This is a genomic window from Streptomyces sp. NBC_00080, assembly GCF_045041255.1.
Classification (GTDB): domain Bacteria; phylum Actinomycetota; class Actinomycetes; order Streptomycetales; family Streptomycetaceae; genus Streptomyces; species Streptomyces coriariae.
The window spans coordinates 9,628,180-9,649,136 of the sequence record NZ_CP108235.1; the positions used below are offsets into that span (position 1 = coordinate 9,628,180).

The following is a 20,957-nucleotide window of genomic DNA, read 5'->3' on the forward strand; positions in this document are numbered from 1 at the left end:
CGGTCCCGGCCCGGGCGCGGCAGTGACTGCGAGGAGAACGAGACATGGCGAGGTCGAGCCGCCGGCGCCGTGCGTGGATCCGTACCGACCGCCGCCCCACAGCGCCCGCCCGCACGGCACGGCCGCCCGTGCCCGCGGCCCGGCACCGCTGCGAGGCGCTGCTGGACTCCGTCGTGAACCGGCACACCGGCCGGCACGTGGAACAGGCCTGGTGGCGCTGGTACGGGCCGCTGGACACCGAGCGGTTCACGGCTGCCTGGCAGTCCGTCATGGACAGAGAAACGATTCTCCGTGCCGCCTTCGAATGCGCCCCCCAGCCCCGCCTCGTCTTCCACCTGCACGCACGCGCCGAGGTCGTACGCCACCGCGCGGGCACCGTCGACTGGAACGAACTGCTGGAGCAGGACCGGCTGCACGGCTTCGACCTGAGCCGCCCCGGCCCCCTGCGCGTCACCCTCGTCGACACCGGCGCCCCCGGCGTCACCCGGGTCCTGCTCACCTTCCACGACGGGCTGCTGGACGCCCTGAGCGTGTCCGTCCTGCGGAACGAGTTCAGTCGCGCCTACCTCGGAGGCGGCGTGCTGCCCGGCGGTGAACGCCGCCCCGACGTCCGCGACTGGACGCACTGGCTGGAGTGCCAGGACGCCACCGCGGCACGGGACTTCTTCCGCCGGGCCCTGCCCGCGGACCCGCCCGCCGTGCTGCCCGCGCTGCCCGGCCCGCCCACCCGCCAGCACGGCCACGGCCGCGCCGAGGCCCGGCTGTCCACCGCCGAGGCGGCCCGGCTGCACCGGTGGGCGGCCGGCCGGGGCCTGCCGGACTCCAGCGTGCTGCACGCCGCGTGGGCACTGCTGCTGTACCGCGCGGCGCAGGCGAGCGGACCCGTCCCGGTGGGCTTCGGCGTCACCGTCTCCGGGCGCGGCATCCCCCTGGACTGCGCCGAGCGGCTGGTGGGACCGATGCGCGGCTGCCTGCCGATGACCGTCCAGGTCGAGGCCGGCCAGCCGGTCGGCGCGCTGCTGGCGGCCCTGCGCGACCGGGCGCTGGACATGGCGGCCTACGAATGGGTGTGCGCCGGGCAGATCCAGGAGTGGACCGGCCGCCCGGACCGCCCCCTGGAGAGCCTGGTCTGCCTGGAACCCGCCCCGCGCCCGCTGCCCGCCCTGCAAGCCCGGCTCGCCGACGCCGGCATCCGCTACGGGCACTGCCACGCCCGCGGCTCGCACTCCCTGCTGCCCCTCGCCCTGCTCGTGCGGGACGGCGCCGACGGCTCACGGCTTCTCACCGTCGTCCACGACCGGGCCCGTATCCGCGACGCCGACGCGGCCCTGCTGGCCGGCCAGTGCGCCCGGCTGCTGCGCCGTCTGTCCGCCTTCGACGGCGCCGAGACCGTCGCCGAGGTGCTGGAACTGCTCGGCGGGGACGAACTGCCCCGGGCCGCCCCGGACCGCCCTGGCGCCGGGCACTGACGGACCCCGCGTACGGACCACCGCCCGCGCACCCGCCCCGGCGGGAGTCACCGCACCCGGGCCGGGGACGCCGTGCTCCTGCCCGGGGCGCTGCGTCCCCGGGCACCGGGCGGGGCGTTTCGCCGTGTCCGGCGGCGGAAAGTCCCTCTGACATGTGACCCGCGTCACTGGCGATGTTCCTGGCGTGGGGGCTTCACCCCGTGTCACGATTTCCGCACGCCTTTCCTGCCCGAAAACAGTCGCACGGCCGGGAGTCGGGCGTCCTCTCCGCCCCGCCCGTACATGCGGGGCGAACTTCTTCCCGGCCCGCGGCCGCCGGCGGCATCCCCGGCGGGCGGCGCCTCCTTCCGCACGACCGGGCCGTGCGGGGCGGTAGCCTCCCGCGGCCGGGTGTCCGCCCCCGCCGGTGCGGACACCGTCCGCCGGCCGCCCCCTGCCGCGCACGCCCTCCAACAACGCCCCCACACCTGTCCGGCGGCCGACTGCTCATCCCGCATCCGCGGACGGCCCCGGCGGCGAGCCGCGCACGGCACACCGGTCCGCCGCTGCCTGCCGTCTGCGGCCCGCCCGCCTGCCGTGTGCCCGGCCGGCCCGCGGCAGCGGCCGCCTGCTGTCCGCCCTGACGGGGCCCTGGAAGGAGCGTCCTTGTCGCTGGGCCCCGTGGGCCCGGCGCACCCGCGGCGTGACGCGACGGCCCGCCCCCCTCGACCGGAGGGGACACCGCGGGCGTACCGCCCGACCCGTCGGCGGCCACCCGCCGGCTGACGGGCCGGGGCCCAGCTCAACGTCCTCCTGCCCCTGCTGCCGAGACTCCGAAAGAAGTGGATTCCAGATATGCCGAGGCTATGCAAACCGGCGATGAGCGCGCCGGAACATGTCATCACAATGGAAGAGACTCTGGAGTTTGCCGAAAAGGCGCATGTCGGCAAGCCGCAGCTGCCCTTGGCACTGCGCCTGATCCGCAACACGGGCGTGAAGAAGCGGCACATCGTCCAGCCCATCGAGCAGACCCTGCACCACCCCGGCTTCGAAGAACGCAACCGCATCTACGAGCTCGAGTCGAAGAAGCGCTGCCCCGAGGTCATCGAACAGGCCCTGGCCAACGCCGAACTGACCGCCCGTGACATCGACGCCATCATCTACGTCTCGTGCACCGGCTTCCTGATGCCGTCGCTGACGGCCTGGCTGATCAACAAGATGGGCCTGCGTTTCGACACCCGGCAGATCCCCATCTCCCAGCTCGGCTGCGCGGCCGGCGGAGCGGCCATCAACCGCGCCCACGACTTCTGCCTGGCCCACCCCGGCAGCAACGTCCTGATCGTCTCCTGCGAACTGTGCTCGCTGTGCTACCAGCCCACCGCCGACGACATCGGATCCCTGCTGTCCGACGGCCTGTTCGGCGACGCGGTCGCCGCCGCCGTCGTACGGGGCCTGGGCGGCACAGGCATCGAACTGGAACGCAACGCCTCCTACCTCATCCCCAACACCGAGGACTGGATCTCCTACGCGGTGCGCGACACCGGCTTCCACTTCCAGCTGGACCGCCGAGTGCCCGGCACGATGGAACCCCTCGCCCCGGTCCTGCGCGAGCTGGCCAAGGACCACAGCTGGGACGCCGGCAAGCTCGACTTCTACATCATCCACGCCGGCGGACCGCGCATCCTCGACGACCTCGCCAAGTTCCTCGAAGTCGACCGCGACGTGTTCCGCCACAGCTGGTCGACCCTGAGCGAGTACGGCAACATCGCCAGCGCCGTCGTACTCGAAGCCGCCCGCCGGCTGTTCGAGGAGGACACCCCCGCTCCCGGCGCGACCGGTCTGATCGCGGGATTCGGCCCCGGCATCACCGCCGAGATGGCACTGGGCACCTGGGCCGACGGCGACAGCCCGCGCAGCATCGGCTGACCTCCCCGGCACGCACCGTTGAAGGAAGCGAAGCGTATGACCGACCTCATCCTCCCCCCGGGCACGGGGCGCAAGCTGATCACCCCGGCGCAGGAAGTCACCTTCAAGGCCACCGAGGCCCAGGGCTCCTCCATATCGATCTTCGAGGTGGTCGTGCCGCCCGGATTCGACGTCGGGGCGCACGTGCACAGCCACTCCCAGGAGTTCTTCTACGTCCTGGAGGGCGAACTGGACCTGCTGGCCTTCGAACCGGCCCGGCGCAGCCAGGACACCTGGCACGACTGGGAGTCCCCCGGCGGCGACCGCGTCGTGCGCGCCGGTGAGGGCGCCTGCATGTTCGTGCCCCCCGGCACCCCGCACGCCTTCCGTAACGCCACGGACAAACCCGCCCGGATGCTCTTCCAGAGCTACCCCTCACCCGACCACGAGCTCTACTTCGAGGAGATCGCCGAGATCTGGTCCCGCGGCACCTCGGTGGACCCCGCCGCCGTCGAGGAGATGCGCAAACGCTACGACGTCAGCCAGATCACCCCGCTGCGCTACACACCCCCCGCAGCCGCACCCGCACCTTCCACGCTGCCGGCCGCCGGGCCCGGCGCCTGACGGGAGACGACAGACGATGGAATCGATCCCCCTGGTCCACGCCAGCCTGGGAGAACAGGAACTGGCCGCCGTCGCCGAGGTGTTCGCCTCCGGCTGGCCGGCCGGCCAGGGCCCCCGGGGCAAGGCCCTGGAAGCCCAGCTCGCCGACAAGTACGGCGTCGCCGACGCCGTCGCGGTCAGCAACTGCGGCGCCGCACTGCACCTGTCGCTGCTCGCCCTCGGCGTCAAGCCCGGCGACGAGGTGATCGTCGCCGACTACACCTTCCCCGCCCCCGCCCACGCCGTGCGCTACCTCGACGCGGTCCCCGTCTTCGCCGACGTCCGCCCCGACACCGGCACCGTCGACCCGCAGGCGGTCGCCGACCTGGTCACCGCCCGCACCGTCGGCGTGATCGCCGTCGACACCGTCGGCCTGCCCGCCGACTACGCGCCGCTCCAGCAGATCGCCGACCGCCACGGCCTGTTCCTCGTCGAGGACGCCGCCTGCGCGGTCGGTGCCACCTACCAGGGCCGCGAGGCCGGCGCCCTCGCCGAGGTGGGCTGCCTGTCCTTCCACGGCCGCAAGGGCGCCACCAGCGGCGAGGGCGGCGCCCTGCTCGCCGCCGACCCGAAGATCGCCGCCGACGCCCGGCTGCGCTCCTCCTTCGGCATCGGCAGCATCTTCGACATCGCGAACGTCGTCGGCCTGCCCATCCCCGAATTCACCGAGATCGGCTACAACTTCAAACTCTCCGACATCGCCGCCGCGATCCTCCAGGTCCAGCTGGGCCGGATCGGCGAACTCCTCGACCGCCGCGCCGCCGTCGCCGCCCGCTACGGCGAACTCCTCGTCGGCGAAGACCTGCTGACGGTGCCCCACGTGCCCGAGGACCGTACCCATGCCTGGCAGTCCTACATGGTCACCCTGGACGCGCGCGTGGACCGCGCGGCGGTCGCCGCCGAACTGCGCGCCCAGGGCATCGGCTGCGGACACGGCACCTGGGCCACCCACGTGCAGCCCGTCTTCGAGTCGAAGCAGACCTGCCCCGTCTCGGCGGACCTCTTCCGCCGCAACCTCGCCATACCCATGCACGCGGAACTCGGCGCGGACCAGGTTGAACAGGTCGTCCGCGCCCTGCGCAGCGCCGTGCGCACCCACGCGACGGCCACCCGGGCTCCAGGAGGGGCAGCATGACCGACAACCAGCCGACACCGGACAGCGTCCTGCGGCTCATCAACGGATACTGGGCCACCGGCGTCCTGGGCGCCGCGGCCGCCCACTCGCTCTTCACCCACCTCGACGACGGCGCTGACACGGCCGCCCTGCTGGCCGCCCGCGCCGACATCTCCGAACGGGGCGCGCAGACCCTCCTCGACGGGCTCGTCGGTGTGGGCCTGGTCGAACTGCACGCGGGCCGCTACCGCAACACCCCCGAGGCGTCCGCCTACCTCGTCGAGGGCAAACCCGCCTCGCTGAGCAGCTTCGCCCAGCTCAAGCTGAAGCACATGGGCAGCCTGGTCCACCTGGCCGACGTGGTCCGCGCCGGGGGACCGGTCAGCGACCCGGCCACCGAGGTGGCCGACAACCCGCACTGGGAAGAGGTCGTCCCGGCCATCGCCGCCCAGTCGGTGCCCGCCGCCACCGTCGCCGCCGAGGTGCTCGGGCTCGCCGGGGCCGGCGAGATCTCCATCCTCGACGTGGGCGGAGGATCGGGCATCTACTCGGGCGTCTGGCTCCAGGCCAACCCGGCCGCCCGCTCGACCCAGCTCGACTGGGAACCGATCAACGCCATCGCCCGCCGGCTGCTGGCCGAACGCGGCGTGGCCGACCGGTTCACCTGCATCGACGGCGACTTCCACACCACCGACTTCGGCACCGCCGCCTACGACATCGCGCTCTACTCCCACATCGCCCACCAGGAAAGCCCCGAGGACAACATCGCGGTCTTCGCCCGGCTGCGGCAGGCCCTGCGGCCCGGCGGCGCCCTGGTGGTCTGCGACTACGTCGTCGACGACGACCGCGGCGGCCCCGCCTTCCCGCTGATCTTCGCCTCGGAGATGCTCCTCAAGAGCAAGCAGGGAGGCACCTGGCGGCAGGCCGACTACCGCGACTGGCTCATCAAGGCCGGCTTCACGGACGTCTCGTTCCACTCCGCGCCGCCCGCCACCCTGGTCGTCGCCCGGTAACAGCGAGCCGGCTCTGCCCACCCGCCAGGACCGCCACGGCCCGCGAGCCACGCGCTCAGATCCTGAACGCCTCACCGCGCGCCCCGATGCACACCGTGCCCGTAACCGAATGTGGGGATGTATGTCGGAAAACACCGAGCTGGAAGGTCTCTACGCCGTCATCGAGGAATCGTCCCGGCTGGCGGGCGTCACCTGCTCGCGAGAGACGGTCTGGCCGATCCTGACCGCGTACGGAGACACCCTCGCCCAGGCCGTCGTGGCCTTCAGAGTGGCGACGGGGGAGCGCAACGCAGGAGACTTCGACTGCCGCTTCACCATGCTCCCCAAGGACCTCGACCCCTACGCGGCCGCCCTGTCGAACGGCCTGACCCCCAAGACGGCCCACCCCGTCGGGAACCTGCTGGAAGAACTGCACCGCGCGTTCCCCGTCCAGAGCAGCGGCATCGACTTCGGCGTCGTCGGCGGCTTCAAGAAGACCTGGTCGTTCTTCCCGACCGACGACCTGCAATCGCTGTCCCGGCTGGCCGAACTGCCCTCGCTGCCCGACAGCGTGGCCGCCAACCTCGACTTCTTCACCCGCTACGCACTGGCCGACCGGGTGAGCCTGGTCGGCATCGACTACCCCAACCGGTCACTGAACCTGTACTTCGGCGCGGCACCCGCCGACGTCTTCCGGGCCGAGGGAATCACCTCCATCCTGCGCGACGCGGGCCTGGCCGAACCCAGCGAGCGGCTCCTGCGGCTCGGCACGCGGGCCTTCGGCATCTACGCCACCCTGAGCTGGGAATCGCCGAAGGTCGAGCGGATCACCATCGCGGCCATGACACCGGACCCCACGACCCTGCCGGTGCGCATCGAGCCGAAGATTGAGCACTTCGTGAAGAACGCGCCCTACAGCACCGACGACCGCCAGTTCGTCTACGCGATCACATCGTCGCCCAAGGGTGAGTACCACAAGCTCCAGTCGTACTACCGGTGGCAGCCCCGGGTCGAGAACATCCTGCTGGTGTCCGACCACCGCTGACGGCCCCCGCCCGGCGGACAGCCGAGAGAAGGAAACGATTGTGGAACCCGTCAACGTCGCCGTCATCTACTACAGCTCCACCGGAACCGTGCACGCCCTGGCGCAGGCCGTCGCCGAGGGCGCGCAGAAGGCCGGCGCCGACGTGCGCCTGCGCAAGGTCCGCGAACTGGCCCCGCCGCAGGCGGTCGAGGCCAACCCCGCCTGGGCCCAGCACCTGCGCGACAGCGCCGACGTCGCCGAGGCCACCCTCGACGACCTGGGCTGGGCGGACGCGGTGCTGTTCGGCACCCCCACCCGCTTCGGCAACGCGGCCAGCCAGCTCAAGGCGTTCATCGACACCGCCGGCCCCCTGTGGCAGCAGGGCAGGCTCGCCGGCAAGGTGTGCTCGGCCTTCACCGCCAGCGGCACCGCCCACGGCGGCCAGGAATCCACCCTGCTGGCGCTGAGCAACACCTTCTACCACTGGGGAGGCATCATCGTGCCGCCCGGCTACACCGACCCGGTCCAGTTCCGCACGGGCAACCCCTACGGCACCTCCCATGTGGCCGGGGCCGGCGCGCCCGGCGACGAGGTGCTTCAGGCCGCCCGTCACCAGGCCCGGCGCGTCGTTGACACCGCGGCGGCGCTCAAGGCCGGCCGCGCGGCCTCCTGACCCGCGGCCACCGCAGCACCGGCCCGCAGCAGGCCCGGCCGCCCGCGCCCGGGCCTTCCGGGAACGGGCCCGGCCCGGCGCCCCGGGCCGCGCCGCACCCCGGCACCGCGACAAGGGCCCCGGCCCCGGCGCGAACGGACCGCCCGCGGCTGGGCCGGCACCGCGAGGGCCGCCGGCACCCCCGAAAACCCCTGCCAGGCCGGGACCGGCCCCACCCGCAGCACTCGACACCCGGCCCGCACCCGGGCCCCCGCGGGCGTGGCGGTGCCGGTCACCGGTCCCTCCCCGGGTGCCGTCACGAGAGCGCGGGCGAGCGCGGTGAACGCCGGCCGCCCGCCGTCACCGCCCGAGGGCCCGGTCCCGCTTCACCCCTGCCGGTTCCCGGATCCGCCACCCCCGGCTCCCGGGCCCGCGTCATCGCCGCTGCCGCGGACCCGGCGACCCGCCGCGCCGGGCCGCCGGGCACCCCGGCCGTGCCGCGCCCGCCGTACGGGCGTTGCCATACGGGCCGGTGCCGCGCGCGCCGAGCCGGGGGCAGTCCGCATGTCCATCGCCCACCGCAAAGGAGACAGTCCCGATGAAGGGCTCTGTGGCCTATCAATCGATACAGAAGCGCGGCCTTCACATCGGCCTGCTGCCGGCGTTGGCCGCGGCCGTCAACGGGTCGACACCGATCACCCTCGACCATGATCTGGACGTCCTGCCCGAGGCGGGCCGCCACCTGACGGTCTCCCGGCTCGCCGACCTGGTGGACGACCTGGCGGCCCGTCTGTGGGCGGCCGGGGTGCGCCCCGACGAGCACATCGTGCTCCACAAGCGGGCCAACGCCGATGTGTGGATGCTGGCCTGTGCCGCGTCCCGGATCGGCGCGGTGCCCGTGATGCTGTCGCCCGGCCTGGACCCTGCGACGGTCGGGGCCCTGATCGAGCGGGTCGAGCGGCCCAGCCTGCTCACCGACGGGCACAAGCTGGACGCGCTGGCCGAGATCCCGCTGGCGGAGCTGACCCGGCGGGTGCTCACCGTCGGCGGCGCGCGGCCCGGGGCGCGGTCGCTGGGCGAGTTCGCCGGAGCGCCGCGGGTCAAGCCGGTGGTGCGGCCGATCGACGAGGCTGCCGTGATCACCCACACCTCCGGCACCACCGGACTGCCCAAGCTGGTCGTGCACACCCCCCGCACCCAGGGCATCCGCCTCAAACCGCAGTGGCAGCTGCTGTCCCTGATGCGCAAGAAGGAGACGGCCGCGATCCACATCTCCTTCGTGCACTCCCGGATGGTCGCGGCGATGGCCCTGGCCCTCCTGCGGGAGATGCCGGTGCTGCTCATGAACGAGTCGGACCCCGCCACCGTCGCCGACCTGTTCCTCACCCACCGGCCCGGACTCATCGAGGCACTGCCCAACTCGCTGATGGACTGGGAGGGCCTGACCGAGGACACCCGCAGGCCCTTCGCCTCGGTGAAGTACTTCAGCAGCACCTTCGACGCCATCCACCCCCGCACGATGAGCCGGCTGCTGAAGTCCTCCGAGCGGCGCGGTGCCCTGTTCTTCCAGATCTACGGGCAGAGCGAGGTCGGGCCCGCCGTCGGCCGCGCCTACTTCCGCGGCTCCGCCCACAAGGTCGACGGGCGCTGCGTCGGCTGGCAGATGCCGTGGGGCGCGGCGAAGGTGCGGGTCGTCAGCCGGGACGGCGCAGCGCCCTCCGAGAAGAACCCCGGCTTCATCGAGGTCGCTTGGCCCGGCCTGGCCAAGACCTACTTCGCCGAGCAGGAGCGCTATGACACCAACCGCGACGGCGACTGGTGGCGCACCGGCGACGTCGGCTACCGCACCAGGTTCGGCTGCCTGCACATGCTCGACCGCGAGGTCGACATGATCGCCGGGGTGCGCAGCTCCCTCGAGGTCGAGGACCTCGTCCTGGGCCGGCTCGACGAACTGAGCGAACTCGTCGTGATCCAGGGCCCCAACGCCGAGCCGGTCCCGGTGATCTGCACCCATGACGACCGGCCCCTGGACCGCGACCGCTGGCGCGCGGCCGTCGCCGCCTTCCCCCAGCTGGCCGACCCGATCCAGATCCCGCAGGACGAACTGCCGCGCACCGCCACGCTGAAGGTGCAGCGGCTCGCACTGGCCAGCCGGCTCCAGGACCGGCTCGAGAACCTGACATGACCCCCGCCCGGCAGACCGCCCCCGCGGTGCAGACAACCAACGCGAAAGAGACGAGTGCAATGACACCGGAAGCCACCCTCGCACGACTGCGTGAATACATGGTGGGCCCCTCGCGGTTCATGACCGTGCTGTCCTGCTTCGAGCTGGGGATCGTCGGCGCGCTGCGGGACACGCCCGGCCTGACCGCCGCCGAACTGGGCGACACCGTCGGCGCCAAGCCCGACGCCGTGCAGCAGCTCCTGCACCTGCTGGTCAAGGAGGGCTTCGTCGCCCTCGACGAGGACCGGGGCACCTACCGCCTCGACGCCCTCGCCGGCGTCGCCGAGAACGACCTGCGACGCGCCCTCGCCTACATGAACATGATCAAAGTGGTGGCGCTGCGCCAGCTGTTCTACCTCACCGAGAGCACCCGCTCCGGCACCATCGTCGGACTCAAGGAGCTCTACGGGGTGGACGAGGGCACCCTGTACGGCGCGGTCGCCGACCACACAGACCTGCGGGACGCCTGGGCGAACCTGATGAACACCGTCACCGCCCACATCGACCCCTGGTTCTTCGCCAACGTCGACATCCCGGCCGGGTCGAAGGTACTCGACCTCGCCGGCAACACCGGGCTCGGCGCGATCCACACCTACCGGCACAAGGCCTCGCCCGGCCTGCACGTCACCACCTTCGACCTGCCGGAGAAGGAGAACGAGGCCCTGGAGAACTTCAGGACCCACCAGGTGGCCGAGCACTGCTCGTTCATCGGCGGCGACGTCTTCGACGGAGTCCCCGAGGGCTTCGACATCGTCCTGATCAAGCACTTCCTGGACATGTTCGACAAGGACGACGTCTTCAGGATCCTCAAGGGGGTCAACGCGTCCCTGGAGGTCGGCGGCCAGGTCAACATCATGGTGCCGGTGTACCCGGAGGACATCACCGACACCGACAACTACAACGTCGACTTCTTCCCGGCCTTCTTCATCGGCTGCGCCATGGGCCAGGGCGGCCCGCAGCAACTGTCGGTCTACCAGAGCTGGCTGGAGGAATGCGGGTTCAAGGTGACCAAGGCCGTCACCAAGGACGCCTCCGAGATCCCGCCGGACGTCATCCCCGTCCAGGCCATCCTGTCCGCGACGAAGGTCGCCTGACCGGCCGGACCGCCACCCCCTCGCCCGGCGAGCACGGCGGCCCGGACCCGGTCCGGACCGCCGCCCGAGGACCCGTCACCACTGGAGCACTCGTGAAGATATCCGTATCCGGCACCTACTCCTCGGGCAAGACCTCCACGGTGATGGCCTTGTCGCACTACACCGGCGTCCCGCGCAGCCTGGCCCGGACGATCCGGGGCATCATGCCCGAGGCCCTGCCCGGCCTGAAACTCGCGGAGGTGACACCGCCCCAGTTCCTCCAGCTCACCCTGCGCCGGCACACCGGCCGCGCCGTGCAGGAAGCACTGCTGGGGGACAACTTCATCTCCGACGGCTCCTCCCTCCAGGAATGGCTGTACGGGGCGGCCCGGGTCAAATACGGCATGAACCCGAACGCCACCGCGGACGGCCAGGAACCCCCCGCGGCACAGGACCCCCAGGAGATGGCCTTCTTCGCGCAGGTCGTCGAGCAGTACGGACAGGCGTTCAAACAGCACGTCAAAAGCACCTACGACGCCTACGTCCACCTGCGCCACGAACTGCCGATCGCCGCGGACGGCCACCGGCCGATGAACAACCAGTTCCGCGCGACCATCGACACGATGCTGCTGGCCACGCTGGAGGAACTGCGGATCCCCTACCACGTGGTCGGCGGCACCATGGCGCAGCGCTTGGAGACCACCGCGGGGATCTTCGGCCTGACGCCGGTCATGAGCACCGCCGAAGCCATCGAACTGGCCCGCCAGGAGTACGGCCGGCAGGACTTCCGCATGGAGACCGAGCGGATTTCCGGCCGGGCGTGAACCCCCTGCCCCGAGGAGAACACCGATGCACCAGCCACCCCAAATCGCCGTCGCCTACCACTCCGGCAGAGGCCACACCGAGGTGCTGGCGCAGGCCGTACGGGCCGGCGCGCAGGCCGCGGGCGCCGAGATGACCATGGTGAGCGTCGACGCCATGGACGACGCCAAATGGGAGAGCCTCGACACGGCCGACGCGATCGTGTTCGGCGCACCCACTTACATGGGGTCGGCGTCGGGCAAGTTCCACGCCTTCGCCGAATCGACCAACAAGCGCTGGGCACGCCAGGCCTGGAAGGACAAACTCGGCTCGGGCTTCACCCTCAGCGCCTGCAAGGCGGGCGACAAGGACTCCAGCCTCGGCTACTTCGCGACCCTGGGCGCCCAGCACGGAATGATCTGGGTCAGCCTCGGCCTACTCCCGGGCTGGCACCTCAGCCACGAGAGCGAGAACGACCTGAACCGGCTCGGGTACTTCAACGGCGCCGCCGGGACCCTGCCCGGAGACCTGCCCCCCGACGCCGTGCACAAAGCGGACATCGCCACGGCCGAACACCTGGGCCGGCGCGTCGCCGAGCAGACCGCGGCATTCCTCGCCGGACGCGCGGCACTGACCCACCGATAGCGGACAAGCACCGAGAGGGCGACATGACGACACCGCAGCGGTCCACCGGAGCGGTCCTGGACGCGTTCTTCGAGAAGTTCGGGGCCGGCGACCTGCCGGGCCTGCTGGAACTGTTCGCCGACCACGTGGACTTCCGCGTCCAGGGAAGCCCCCACGTGCCGTGGACCGGCACCCGCACCACCAAGGCGGAGATCTCCGACTTCTTCCAGATCTTCCCCAAGGTGCTGACCGGACCACAGAGCTTCACCCTCACCGCGCGCCTCGTCGACGGCCCCGACGCAGTGGTGACGGCCGAGTCCGTCTTCGAGGTCCTGGCCACCCGCAAGAGCTTCACCAACAGCTACGCCCTGCACCTGCGCGTCGAGAACGAACGGATCACCCGGTACCACATGTACGAAGACAGCTACGCCATCGCCGAAGCCTTCGCCCGATGACCACCCCCCCGCACTGAACGGCGGGGCGGACAGCGGCTCTTCGTCGAGACAAGGAGCGCCTGTGCCATCCCTGGAACTAGCCTCCATAGACGACTTCCTCGGCCCGCGAGACAGCCGGTTCCTCGGCGAGGGTTTCAAGCGGGTCGAGCGCTCCCTGAACGATCTCACCGTATCGCCGGGAGACGAAGGCGTCGGAGGGATCCAAGCCACCGCCCGCATCGCCATACCGGGCCTGTGGTCGCGCAAAGGAGAACAGAGCCCCCAACCCCATCTGAGCACCATCGACGCCATGCTCTTCGGCGCCCAGCTCACCGGCCTGTACGCGGCCCACACCCTCGGGCTCACCCCCGACGCCCGCTTCACCGTGCAGCGCGTCGACCTGAAAGCCGGCGCCCGCCCCGACGAGGACCACCTGGAGGCGGTCCCGGTCAGCGGCCGCCTCGTGGCCGCGCAGCGCGCCGGCGAGGAATGGGCGACCACCCTCGACTGCCGGATCGGCTCACTGACGGCCAGGGTGCACGCCCGGCACAGCCCCGGCCGCACCCTGGCCCGCACCGACCGCGTCTACGCCGGCGCACGGGAACTGGCCGGCCCCTGGAACCACACGCCGTACGGCATCTCCCACCACGCCCGCCGGCAACTGCTCACCGGGGTCCGCGTCAGCACGGACGACCAGGACGACCTGCGGGCCACCGCCCGCGTCACACTGGCCCGCGACCCCGCACACGCCGTCCCGCCGGACGCCCCGGCCACCATGATCGACGCCTTCGTCGCCGCCCTCCAGCTCGGCCAGGTCCTGCTGTACACGCTGGACGGCATCGACCGCGCCCACAGCAACAACCTGTGGATGCGGCGCACCCGCGTCACCGCCGGCCCCGCCCTGCCGCGACCCGCCGACGAGGTGAGCGCCGCCCTGGAGCAGACCATGCTGCTGCCCTCCCCGGTCGGCACCTGGCGCACGGCCGAGGTGGTCGGCAGCCTGCACGGCGTCCAGGCCCGGGCCGGCGTCGGCCACCTGCTGCCCCAGCCCTCCCTGTCCGCCGCCTCCCCGGGAAGGAGCGGCCGATGACCGCCCGCGCCGCCGTACTGACGGGACTGGGCGGCTATCTGCCGCCCCGCACGCTCACCAACGAAGAACTCTCCGCCCGGATCGACACCAGCGACGAATGGATCCGCAGACGGACCGGCATCCGCCGGCGGCACGTCGCCGACCCCGGAGTGAGCACCGGCGACCTCGCCGTCGAGGCCGGCCACCGGGCACTGAAGTCGGCCCGCCTGGGCGCGGCGGACACCGTCGACATGGTGATCGTGGCCACCTCGACCCCCGACCACCCGCTGCCCGCCACCGCACCGGACGTTGCGGCCCGCCTCGGCCTCGGCCCCGCCGCCGCCTTCGACATCGCGGCCGGATGCTCGGGCTTCGTCTACGCCCTCGCCACCGCGAGCGCCGCGCTCGTCGCCGGGCACGCCGAACGTGTCCTCGTCATCGGAGCCGAGGTCTTCTCCACCGTCCTCAACCCCGCCGACCGCGGCACCGCGGTCATCTTCGGCGACGGCGCCGGCTCCGTCCTCCTGCGCGCCGGAACCACCGACGAGGCCGGCGCCGTCCTGGCCGTCGACCTGGGCGCCGACGGCACCGGCAGGGACCTGGCCACCATCCCGGACGGCGGCTCCCGCCAGCGCGCCACCGGCCGCGAACCGCAGCCGGACGGCCACTACATCCACATGCGCGGCAAGGAGATCTTCGTCCGGGCCGTCCACGGGATGGAACGCTCCTCGGCCGCGGTCCTGGACAAAGCGGGCTGGGACATCGGCCAGATCGACCATGTGGTCGGCCACCAGGCGAACCTGCGCATCCTGCACAGCCTGGCGCAGCAACTGGGCGTGGACCGACAGCGCGTGGTCTCCCACATCGAAGAAGCGGGCAACACCGCGGCCGCCTCCATCCCGCTCGCCCTGGCCGACGCCGCCGCCCGCGACCGGTTCCGGCCCCACGACCGGCTGCTGCTGACCGCCTTCGGCGCCGGCCTGGCCTGGGGCTCCATCGCCCTGACCTGGCCACCGCTCACCCCCGCCTGACACCCCCCACGACGCCTGGAAAGGACATCCCATGACGATACGGACCGGCATCCAGCCCGAGCCCGTACTCGACGTTCTGAAGACACACTTCGACGTCCCCGCCGAAACGACGGCCGACACCCATTTCGAGAGTCTCGACCTGGATTCCCTGGTCCTGATCGAATTCGCGGTCATCCTGGCGAAGCAGTACGACATCGACGTGGCCGCGGACGAACTGGCCACCGCCGGCACGGCGGCCGGCGTGGCCGGCCTGCTGTCGGCCAAAGGCGCGCACACCTGATCCGGCGCCCCGCACGGCCGCTCATGCCCGCCACCGGCGTGAGTCCACCACCCCCCGTCTCCTGGAGTCGTCATGTCCCGCCGCCTGTTCACCTCGGAATCCGTGACCGAGGGACACCCCGACAAGATCGCCGACCAGATCAGCGACACCGTCCTGGACGCACTGCTGCGCCAGGACCCCGCCTCCCGCGTCGCGGTCGAAACCCTGATCACCACCGGCCAGGTGCACATCGCCGGCGAGGTGACGACCTCCGCCTACGCCGACATCGCCACCCTGGTCCGCCAGAAGATCCTCGACATCGGCTACGACTCCTCCGCCAAGGGCTTCGACGGCGCCTCCTGCGGCGTCTCGGTGTCCATCGGCGCCCAGTCGCCCGACATCGCCCAGGGCGTCGACACCGCCTACGAAGTACGCCAGGACACCGGCCGCACCGGACACGACGAGGACGACCTGGACCGGCAGGGCGCCGGCGACCAGGGCCTGATGTTCGGCTACGCCAGCGACGAGACCCCCACCCTGATGCCGCTGCCGATCGAGCTGGCCCACCGCCTCGCCCGCCGCCTGACCCAGGTCCGCAAGGACGGCACCGTCCCCTACCTGCGTCCGGACGGCAAGACCCAGGTCACCGTCGAGTACGACGGCAGCCGCCCGGTCCGCCTGGACACCGTCGTGGTCTCCTCCCAGCACGCCGCCGACATCGACCTCGACGCCCTCCTCACCCCCGACATCCGCACCCACGTCGTCGAACCCGTCCTGGCCGGGCTCGCCGACGACGGCATCAAACTCGACACCGACGGCCACCGCCTCCTGGTCAACCCCACCGGCCGCTTCGAGATCGGCGGCCCCATGGGCGACGCCGGCCTCACTGGCCGCAAGATCATCATCGACACCTACGGCGGCATGGCCCGCCACGGCGGCGGCGCCTTCTCCGGCAAGGACCCCTCCAAGGTCGACCGCAGCGCCGCCTACGCGATGCGCTGGGTCGCCAAGAACGTCGTCGCTGCCGGCCTCGCCGCCCGCTGCGAGGTCCAGGTCGCCTACGCGATCGGCAAGGCCGAACCGGTCGGCCTGTTCGTGGAGACCTTCGGCACCAGCACGGTCGCCGCCGAGAAGATCGAGGACGCCATCGTCGCCGTCTTCGACCTGCGCCCCGCCGCGATCATCCGCGACCTCGACCTGCTGCGCCCGGTCTACGCCCAGACCGCCGCCTACGGCCACTTCGGCCGCGAACTGGCCGACTTCACCTGGGAGCGCACCGACCGCGCCGACGCCCTGCGCGCGGCGGTCGCCGCGAGCTGACCGCAGGACCGGCGCCCCGGGAACACCCCGGCGCCCGGACCGGCGGGGAGCGGTGGCACCCCGTCCCACCGCTCTCCGCTTTCCTCGCCCGCCGGCCTGCTCGCCGCCCCGGACGCCGGCCGGAAACGTCCCGCCCACAGGCCCAAGGAGCACCTGCCGTGCGTATCGCCGTGACTGGATCGATCGCGACCGACCATCTGATGGTGTTCCCCGGACGCTTCACCGAACAGCTGATAGAAGGACAGCTCGAGCGGGTCTCCCTGTCCTTTCTCGCCGACCGGCTGGAGGTGCGCCGCGGCGGTGTCGCCGCCAACATCGCCTTCGGCCTCGGCCTGCTGGGCTGCGGCCCGCTCCTGGTCGGCGCGGCGGGCACGGACTTCGCCGAGTACGGCGCCTGGCTGCGGGCCGCCGGAGTCGACACCTCCGCGGTCCGGGTCAGCGACACCCTGCACACCGCGCGCTTCGTGTGCACCACCGACGCCGACCAGAACCAGATCGCCACCTTCTACGCCGGCGCCATGGCCGAGGCCGCGGACATCGACCTTGCCGACACCGCCCGCCGCACCGGTCTGGAGCTCGTCCTGGTCGGCGCCGACGACCCCGCGGCCATGCTGCGGCACACCGCCACCGCCCACCGCCTCGGCATCCCCGTCGCCGCCGACCCCTCCCAGCAACTGGCCCGCCTGGACCGCGCACAGGCCCGCCGGCTGGTCGAGGGAGCGACCTGGCTGTTCACCAACGCCTACGAGGCCGCCCTGCTGAAGGAGCGCACCGGCTGGAGCGAGGAGGACATCCTCCAGCGGGCCGGTACCTGGATCACCACGCTGGGCGCCGACGGGGTGAGCCTGGCCCGCGCCGGCGCCCCCCGCCTGCACATACCGGCCGTGCCCGCGCAGAAGATCGCCGACCCCACCGGAGCGGGCGACGCCTTCCGGGCCGGCTTCCTCGCCGCACTGGCCTGGCAGTGGCCGCACGAGCAGGCCGCCCGGCTCGGATGCGCCCTGGCCACCACCGTGCTGGAATCGGTCGGCACCCAGGAGTACAAACTCCTCGCCGCCGACCTGACCGACCGCATCGGCCGGACCTACGGCGATGACGCGGCCCGCGCCGCCGAACCCCGCCTGGCAGACGTGTCATGACCCCCGGCCAGCCCCGCCGCCCCGCCGCCGGCCCGGCAGCCACCACAGCCGCGGCAGGCACCACGGGCACGGCGGGCACCGGGGTGCGGGAACCGGCCCCCGCCCCACGGCACGTGCCGCATCCGGCAGTCCCGCATCCGCTGGGTCCTCGGCTGTCAGCCCCGCGTCCGGCGGTCCCGCCGGCGGGCCGTTCCGGCGGCGCAGGGCGGCCCGCGGTGACGTTCTCCTTCGAGTTCTTCCCGCCGAAGACGGGTGCCGGGGAGGGCACGCTGTGGAAGGCGATCCGCCGGATCGAGCCGCTGCGCCCGGACTTCGTGTCCGTGACCTACGGCGCCGGCGGCTCCTCCCGGGATCGCACGGTCGCCGTCACCCGGCGCATCGCCGCCGAGACGACCCTGCGCCCCGTCGCCCATCTGACCGCCGTCGGCCACCCGGTCGCCGAACTGCGCCACATCATCGGCCGGTACGCCGACGCCGGCATCCGCGACGTCCTGGTCCTGCGCGGCGACCCGCCCGGCGATCCCAAGGGCGCCTGGACGGCACACCCGCAGGGCTTCGCCTACGCCAGTGAGCTGGTCGAACTGGTCCGCTCGCTGGGCGACTTCAGGATCGGTGTGGCCGCGTTCCCCGAGCGCCACCCCCGCTCGCGCGACTGGGACTCCGACATCCGACACTTCGTCGCCAAGTGCAGGGCGGGCGCCGACTACGCCATCACCCAGATGTTCTTCCACGTGGAGGACTATCTGCGGCTGCGCGACCGGGTCGCGGCGGCCGGCTGTGACATCCCGATCATCCCGGAGATCATGCCGGCCACCGACCACCGCCAGATCGCCCGCTTCGCCGAACTCTGCGACGCCTCCTTCCCCGAGGCCCTCGCCGCCCGCCTGCACGCGGCCCGCGAGAACCCGGCGGACGGCCACCGCATCGGCGTCGAGTACGCCACCGCCATGGCCGAACGCCTGCTCGCCGAAGGCGCCCCCGGCCTGCACTACATCACCCTCAACAAGTCCACGGCGGCCCTGGACATCCACCGCGACGTGCTGCGTTCGACGAGCGCGAGGATCCTCCAGTCCTGCTGAGCCCGACACCGGCGACGCCACCGCCCCGCTCCGCCAGGGGCGTCGCGCACGACAAGGCCGGCAAGGACCCCTCCCGCCGGCACCGCACCCCCTCGACAGACCCCGCCATCCGCGGGAGTTTCCGCTGCAAGACAGCAACCCTGGGCACTTGGAGGATGAAATGTCCGAAGCCACTGTGGCCGAAGACGTGTACGCGGCCATCGAGGAATCGTCCCGGCTGGCGGGCATCACCTGCTCGCGCGAGACGGTCTGGCCGGTCCTGAGCGCGTACGAGAAGGCTCTCCCGCAGGCCGGGATCGTGCTCAGCGTGTCGACCGTCGAGCACCCGCCCGCCGACCTCGACTACACCATCACGGTGCCTTCCGGGACCGTCGACCCCTACGCCGTCGCCGTGGCGAACGGCTTCGTCACCGACACCGACCACCCCGTCGGCACCCTGCTCGCGGACATCCAGGCCAAGGTCCCGGTCACCGAGCACCTCATCGACTGCGGAGTCGTCAGCGGCTTCAGCAAGATCTACGCGCACTTCCCCTTCGACCTGCTGGGGCTGGCGCAGCTCGCGGACCTGCCCTCCATGCCGCCGGCGCTGGCCGACAACACCGGCCTCTTCGCCCGCCACCACCTCACCGAGGTGGCGATGACGGGGATCGACTACCAGCGCAAGACGGTCAACCTCTACTTCGCCCACCTTCCCGAGGAATTCCGCACCGCGCGCAACATCCTGGAACTGCACCGCGAGCTCGGCCTGCCGGAACCGAGCGGCAAGATGCTGGAGTTCGCCCAGAAGTCCTTCCGCGTCTATGTCACCCTCGGCTGGGACTCCTCCCGGATCGAGCGGATCTGCTACGCCCCTGCGCCGGTGCGCGGCTGGGACCCCTCACACCTCCCGGTCCCCGTCGAGCCGGAGGTCGACAAGTTCGTGAACGGCTCCCGGCGCACGTACGCCGGTCCGCCCATCGTCATCGCGGCCGTCAAATGGACCGCCGAGGGCCAGTACCTGAACCTGGGGCCGTACTGTCGGCTCTCGCCCCTGATGCGCCGGCTGCTGCAACAGCTCACCGGGCAGCCGGTGTGAGCACCGGCCGCGGTTGAACTCCCGCGGGCCCGTCCCGCACGCCCGGCCGCCGCCACCGGCGCAGGAGTGCCGGTCGAGCGAGGGTCGGGCAGGCGGCGAGCGGGGGGGCGAGGCTGATGTTCTACATCCCGACCCGACCGGCGGCCGCCCGCCCGGACATCGGTCTGTGCACGCGAGCCCCTGTCGCCATGACACCGGAGGGAACAGTGTCCGAAACCACCGAAACCACCGCGACCGACGCGGAGTCGACCGCCCTGAGCGCCCTGGGGGGCGCACTCGCGCAGGCCGGGGCGGCGTCACTGACCGGGCAGCGCGAGCGGATGGCCGAGGAACTCCTGCGGGCCTCCCTGGCGCAGTGGGAGGACCCCCAGGTCAGGCCGCGGCTGCTCGAGGGCCTGCTCGCCGCGCTGACCAGCGAGGCGGGTGCGGCCCGGATGCGCGACTTCATGGCCTCCCCGTCCTCCCCGATCTTCAGCCAGCTGGGCAAGGCGCTTGGGGTGCCGCAGGCGCTGGACATCAACCAGGTCGCGGAACTCCTCAAGGTGCCGGCGCTGAACATCAACGCGGCCCAGGCCCAGGTGTGGGGCCTGGTCGTCCTGCGCTACCTCGTGGAACTCGAGCCGGTCGCGTCGGCGACGGCGGACGACATCGTCGACGTCTTCGCCCCCACGATCCAGCGCTACCTGGTCGGCTAGGAGGCGGCACCGGGCCCGGCGCCCCTCTCCCCGCCCCCGCGTCCACCGCCCGCCCGTCCGCGGCAGCCGCCCGGACGGCCCGGCCCGCAGCCCGGAGAACGCCCTCCCCCTCACCCGCCCGACCCGCAACACCCCGGCCGTGCACCGCGGATGCTCCCGGCACGGGCCCTTTCGCAGCACGTCTCAGGTGCCGGGCCGGCGGGGTGGACCGCCGGCCCGGCCTGCCGGTCCCGGACCCCGCCCCGCCCCGCGCCGCCCGCGCGCAGCGCGAAAAGGCCCTCGCGAACGGATCCCGGGCGGCCGTCCCGGGCGGCGCCGCGGCCATGAGAGCGGTGC

General features: G+C 72.3%; 20 protein-coding genes. All 20 read left to right on the forward strand.

Annotation, left to right across the window (positions count from 1 at the left end; genetic code table 11):
* The first annotated feature begins 44 nt into the window (after window positions 1–44).
* On the forward strand, window positions 45–1,469 hold the full coding sequence (locus tag OHU34_RS43000; protein ID WP_142270725.1) for a condensation domain-containing protein: 1,425 nt from the start codon (window positions 45–47) through the stop codon (window positions 1,467–1,469).
* Between the two features lie 885 nt (window positions 1,470–2,354).
* Window positions 2,355–3,374, forward strand: coding sequence for a type III polyketide synthase (locus OHU34_RS43005; RefSeq protein ID WP_160160091.1), 1,020 nt, complete (start codon window positions 2,355–2,357; stop codon window positions 3,372–3,374).
* 36 nt (window positions 3,375–3,410) lie between these two features.
* Window positions 3,411–3,977: a cupin domain-containing protein gene (locus OHU34_RS43010; protein WP_142270723.1), complete on the forward strand. Its 567-nt coding sequence runs from the start codon at window positions 3,411–3,413 to the stop codon at window positions 3,975–3,977.
* A 16-nt stretch (window positions 3,978–3,993) separates the two neighbouring features.
* The gene (locus tag OHU34_RS43015) at window positions 3,994–5,151 is read left to right on the forward strand and encodes a DegT/DnrJ/EryC1/StrS aminotransferase family protein (RefSeq protein WP_142270722.1); all 1,158 of its coding nucleotides are present in this window, start codon (window positions 3,994–3,996) and stop codon (window positions 5,149–5,151) included.
* A complete protein-coding gene (locus tag OHU34_RS43020; RefSeq protein ID WP_142270721.1) occupies window positions 5,148–6,143 on the forward strand; it encodes a class I SAM-dependent methyltransferase in 996 nt (331 codons plus the stop codon). The genes OHU34_RS43015 and OHU34_RS43020 overlap by 4 nt, the downstream gene beginning before the upstream one ends.
* A 121-nt stretch (window positions 6,144–6,264) precedes the next feature.
* Window positions 6,265–7,167, forward strand: coding sequence for an aromatic prenyltransferase (locus OHU34_RS43025; protein ID WP_142270720.1), 903 nt, complete (start codon window positions 6,265–6,267; stop codon window positions 7,165–7,167).
* 37 nt (window positions 7,168–7,204) lie between these two features.
* A complete protein-coding gene (gene wrbA, locus OHU34_RS43030) occupies window positions 7,205–7,819 on the forward strand; it encodes an NAD(P)H:quinone oxidoreductase (RefSeq protein WP_200840146.1) in 615 nt (204 codons plus the stop codon).
* A gap of 577 nt (window positions 7,820–8,396) precedes the next feature.
* On the forward strand, window positions 8,397–9,983 hold the full coding sequence (locus tag OHU34_RS43035; RefSeq protein WP_142270718.1) for a class I adenylate-forming enzyme family protein: 1,587 nt from the start codon (window positions 8,397–8,399) through the stop codon (window positions 9,981–9,983).
* 59 nt (window positions 9,984–10,042) lie between these two features.
* On the forward strand, window positions 10,043–11,116 hold the full coding sequence (locus OHU34_RS43040) for a methyltransferase (RefSeq protein ID WP_235034845.1): 1,074 nt from the start codon (window positions 10,043–10,045) through the stop codon (window positions 11,114–11,116).
* Between the two features lie 92 nt (window positions 11,117–11,208).
* Window positions 11,209–11,919 (forward strand): AAA family ATPase, encoded by a 711-nt coding sequence (locus OHU34_RS43045; protein ID WP_235034844.1) that lies wholly within the window; start codon window positions 11,209–11,211, stop codon window positions 11,917–11,919.
* Between the two features lie 25 nt (window positions 11,920–11,944).
* Window positions 11,945–12,541: a flavodoxin family protein gene (locus OHU34_RS43050; RefSeq protein WP_142270716.1), complete on the forward strand. Its 597-nt coding sequence runs from the start codon at window positions 11,945–11,947 to the stop codon at window positions 12,539–12,541.
* A 23-nt stretch (window positions 12,542–12,564) separates the two neighbouring features.
* The gene (locus OHU34_RS43055; RefSeq protein ID WP_142270715.1) at window positions 12,565–12,975 is read left to right on the forward strand and encodes a nuclear transport factor 2 family protein; all 411 of its coding nucleotides are present in this window, start codon (window positions 12,565–12,567) and stop codon (window positions 12,973–12,975) included.
* A gap of 61 nt (window positions 12,976–13,036) precedes the next feature.
* A complete protein-coding gene (locus tag OHU34_RS43060; RefSeq protein ID WP_142270714.1) occupies window positions 13,037–14,044 on the forward strand; it encodes an AvrD family protein in 1,008 nt (335 codons plus the stop codon).
* A complete protein-coding gene (locus tag OHU34_RS43065) occupies window positions 14,041–15,054 on the forward strand; it encodes a beta-ketoacyl-ACP synthase III (RefSeq protein WP_142270713.1) in 1,014 nt (337 codons plus the stop codon). The genes OHU34_RS43060 and OHU34_RS43065 overlap by 4 nt, the downstream gene beginning before the upstream one ends.
* Before the next feature lie 31 nt (window positions 15,055–15,085).
* Window positions 15,086–15,334 (forward strand): acyl carrier protein, encoded by a 249-nt coding sequence (locus OHU34_RS43070; protein WP_142270712.1) that lies wholly within the window; start codon window positions 15,086–15,088, stop codon window positions 15,332–15,334.
* 72 nt (window positions 15,335–15,406) lie between these two features.
* Window positions 15,407–16,633, forward strand: a complete 1,227-nt coding sequence (metK, locus tag OHU34_RS43075) for a methionine adenosyltransferase (protein WP_142270711.1) — start codon at window positions 15,407–15,409, stop codon at window positions 16,631–16,633.
* Between the two features lie 158 nt (window positions 16,634–16,791).
* Window positions 16,792–17,772 (forward strand): carbohydrate kinase family protein, encoded by a 981-nt coding sequence (locus OHU34_RS43080; RefSeq protein ID WP_142270710.1) that lies wholly within the window; start codon window positions 16,792–16,794, stop codon window positions 17,770–17,772.
* A gap of 215 nt (window positions 17,773–17,987) precedes the next feature.
* Window positions 17,988–18,851: a methylenetetrahydrofolate reductase [NAD(P)H] gene (gene metF / locus OHU34_RS43085; protein WP_405764035.1), complete on the forward strand. Its 864-nt coding sequence runs from the start codon at window positions 17,988–17,990 to the stop codon at window positions 18,849–18,851.
* Between the two features lie 160 nt (window positions 18,852–19,011).
* A complete protein-coding gene (locus OHU34_RS43090) occupies window positions 19,012–19,926 on the forward strand; it encodes an aromatic prenyltransferase (RefSeq protein WP_142270708.1) in 915 nt (304 codons plus the stop codon).
* Window positions 19,927–20,132: 206 nt separating this feature from the next.
* Complete coding sequence (locus OHU34_RS43095; protein ID WP_142270707.1) at window positions 20,133–20,621, forward strand: hypothetical protein; 489 nt, start codon at window positions 20,133–20,135, stop codon at window positions 20,619–20,621.
* The last annotated feature ends 336 nt before the right edge of the window (window positions 20,622–20,957 follow it).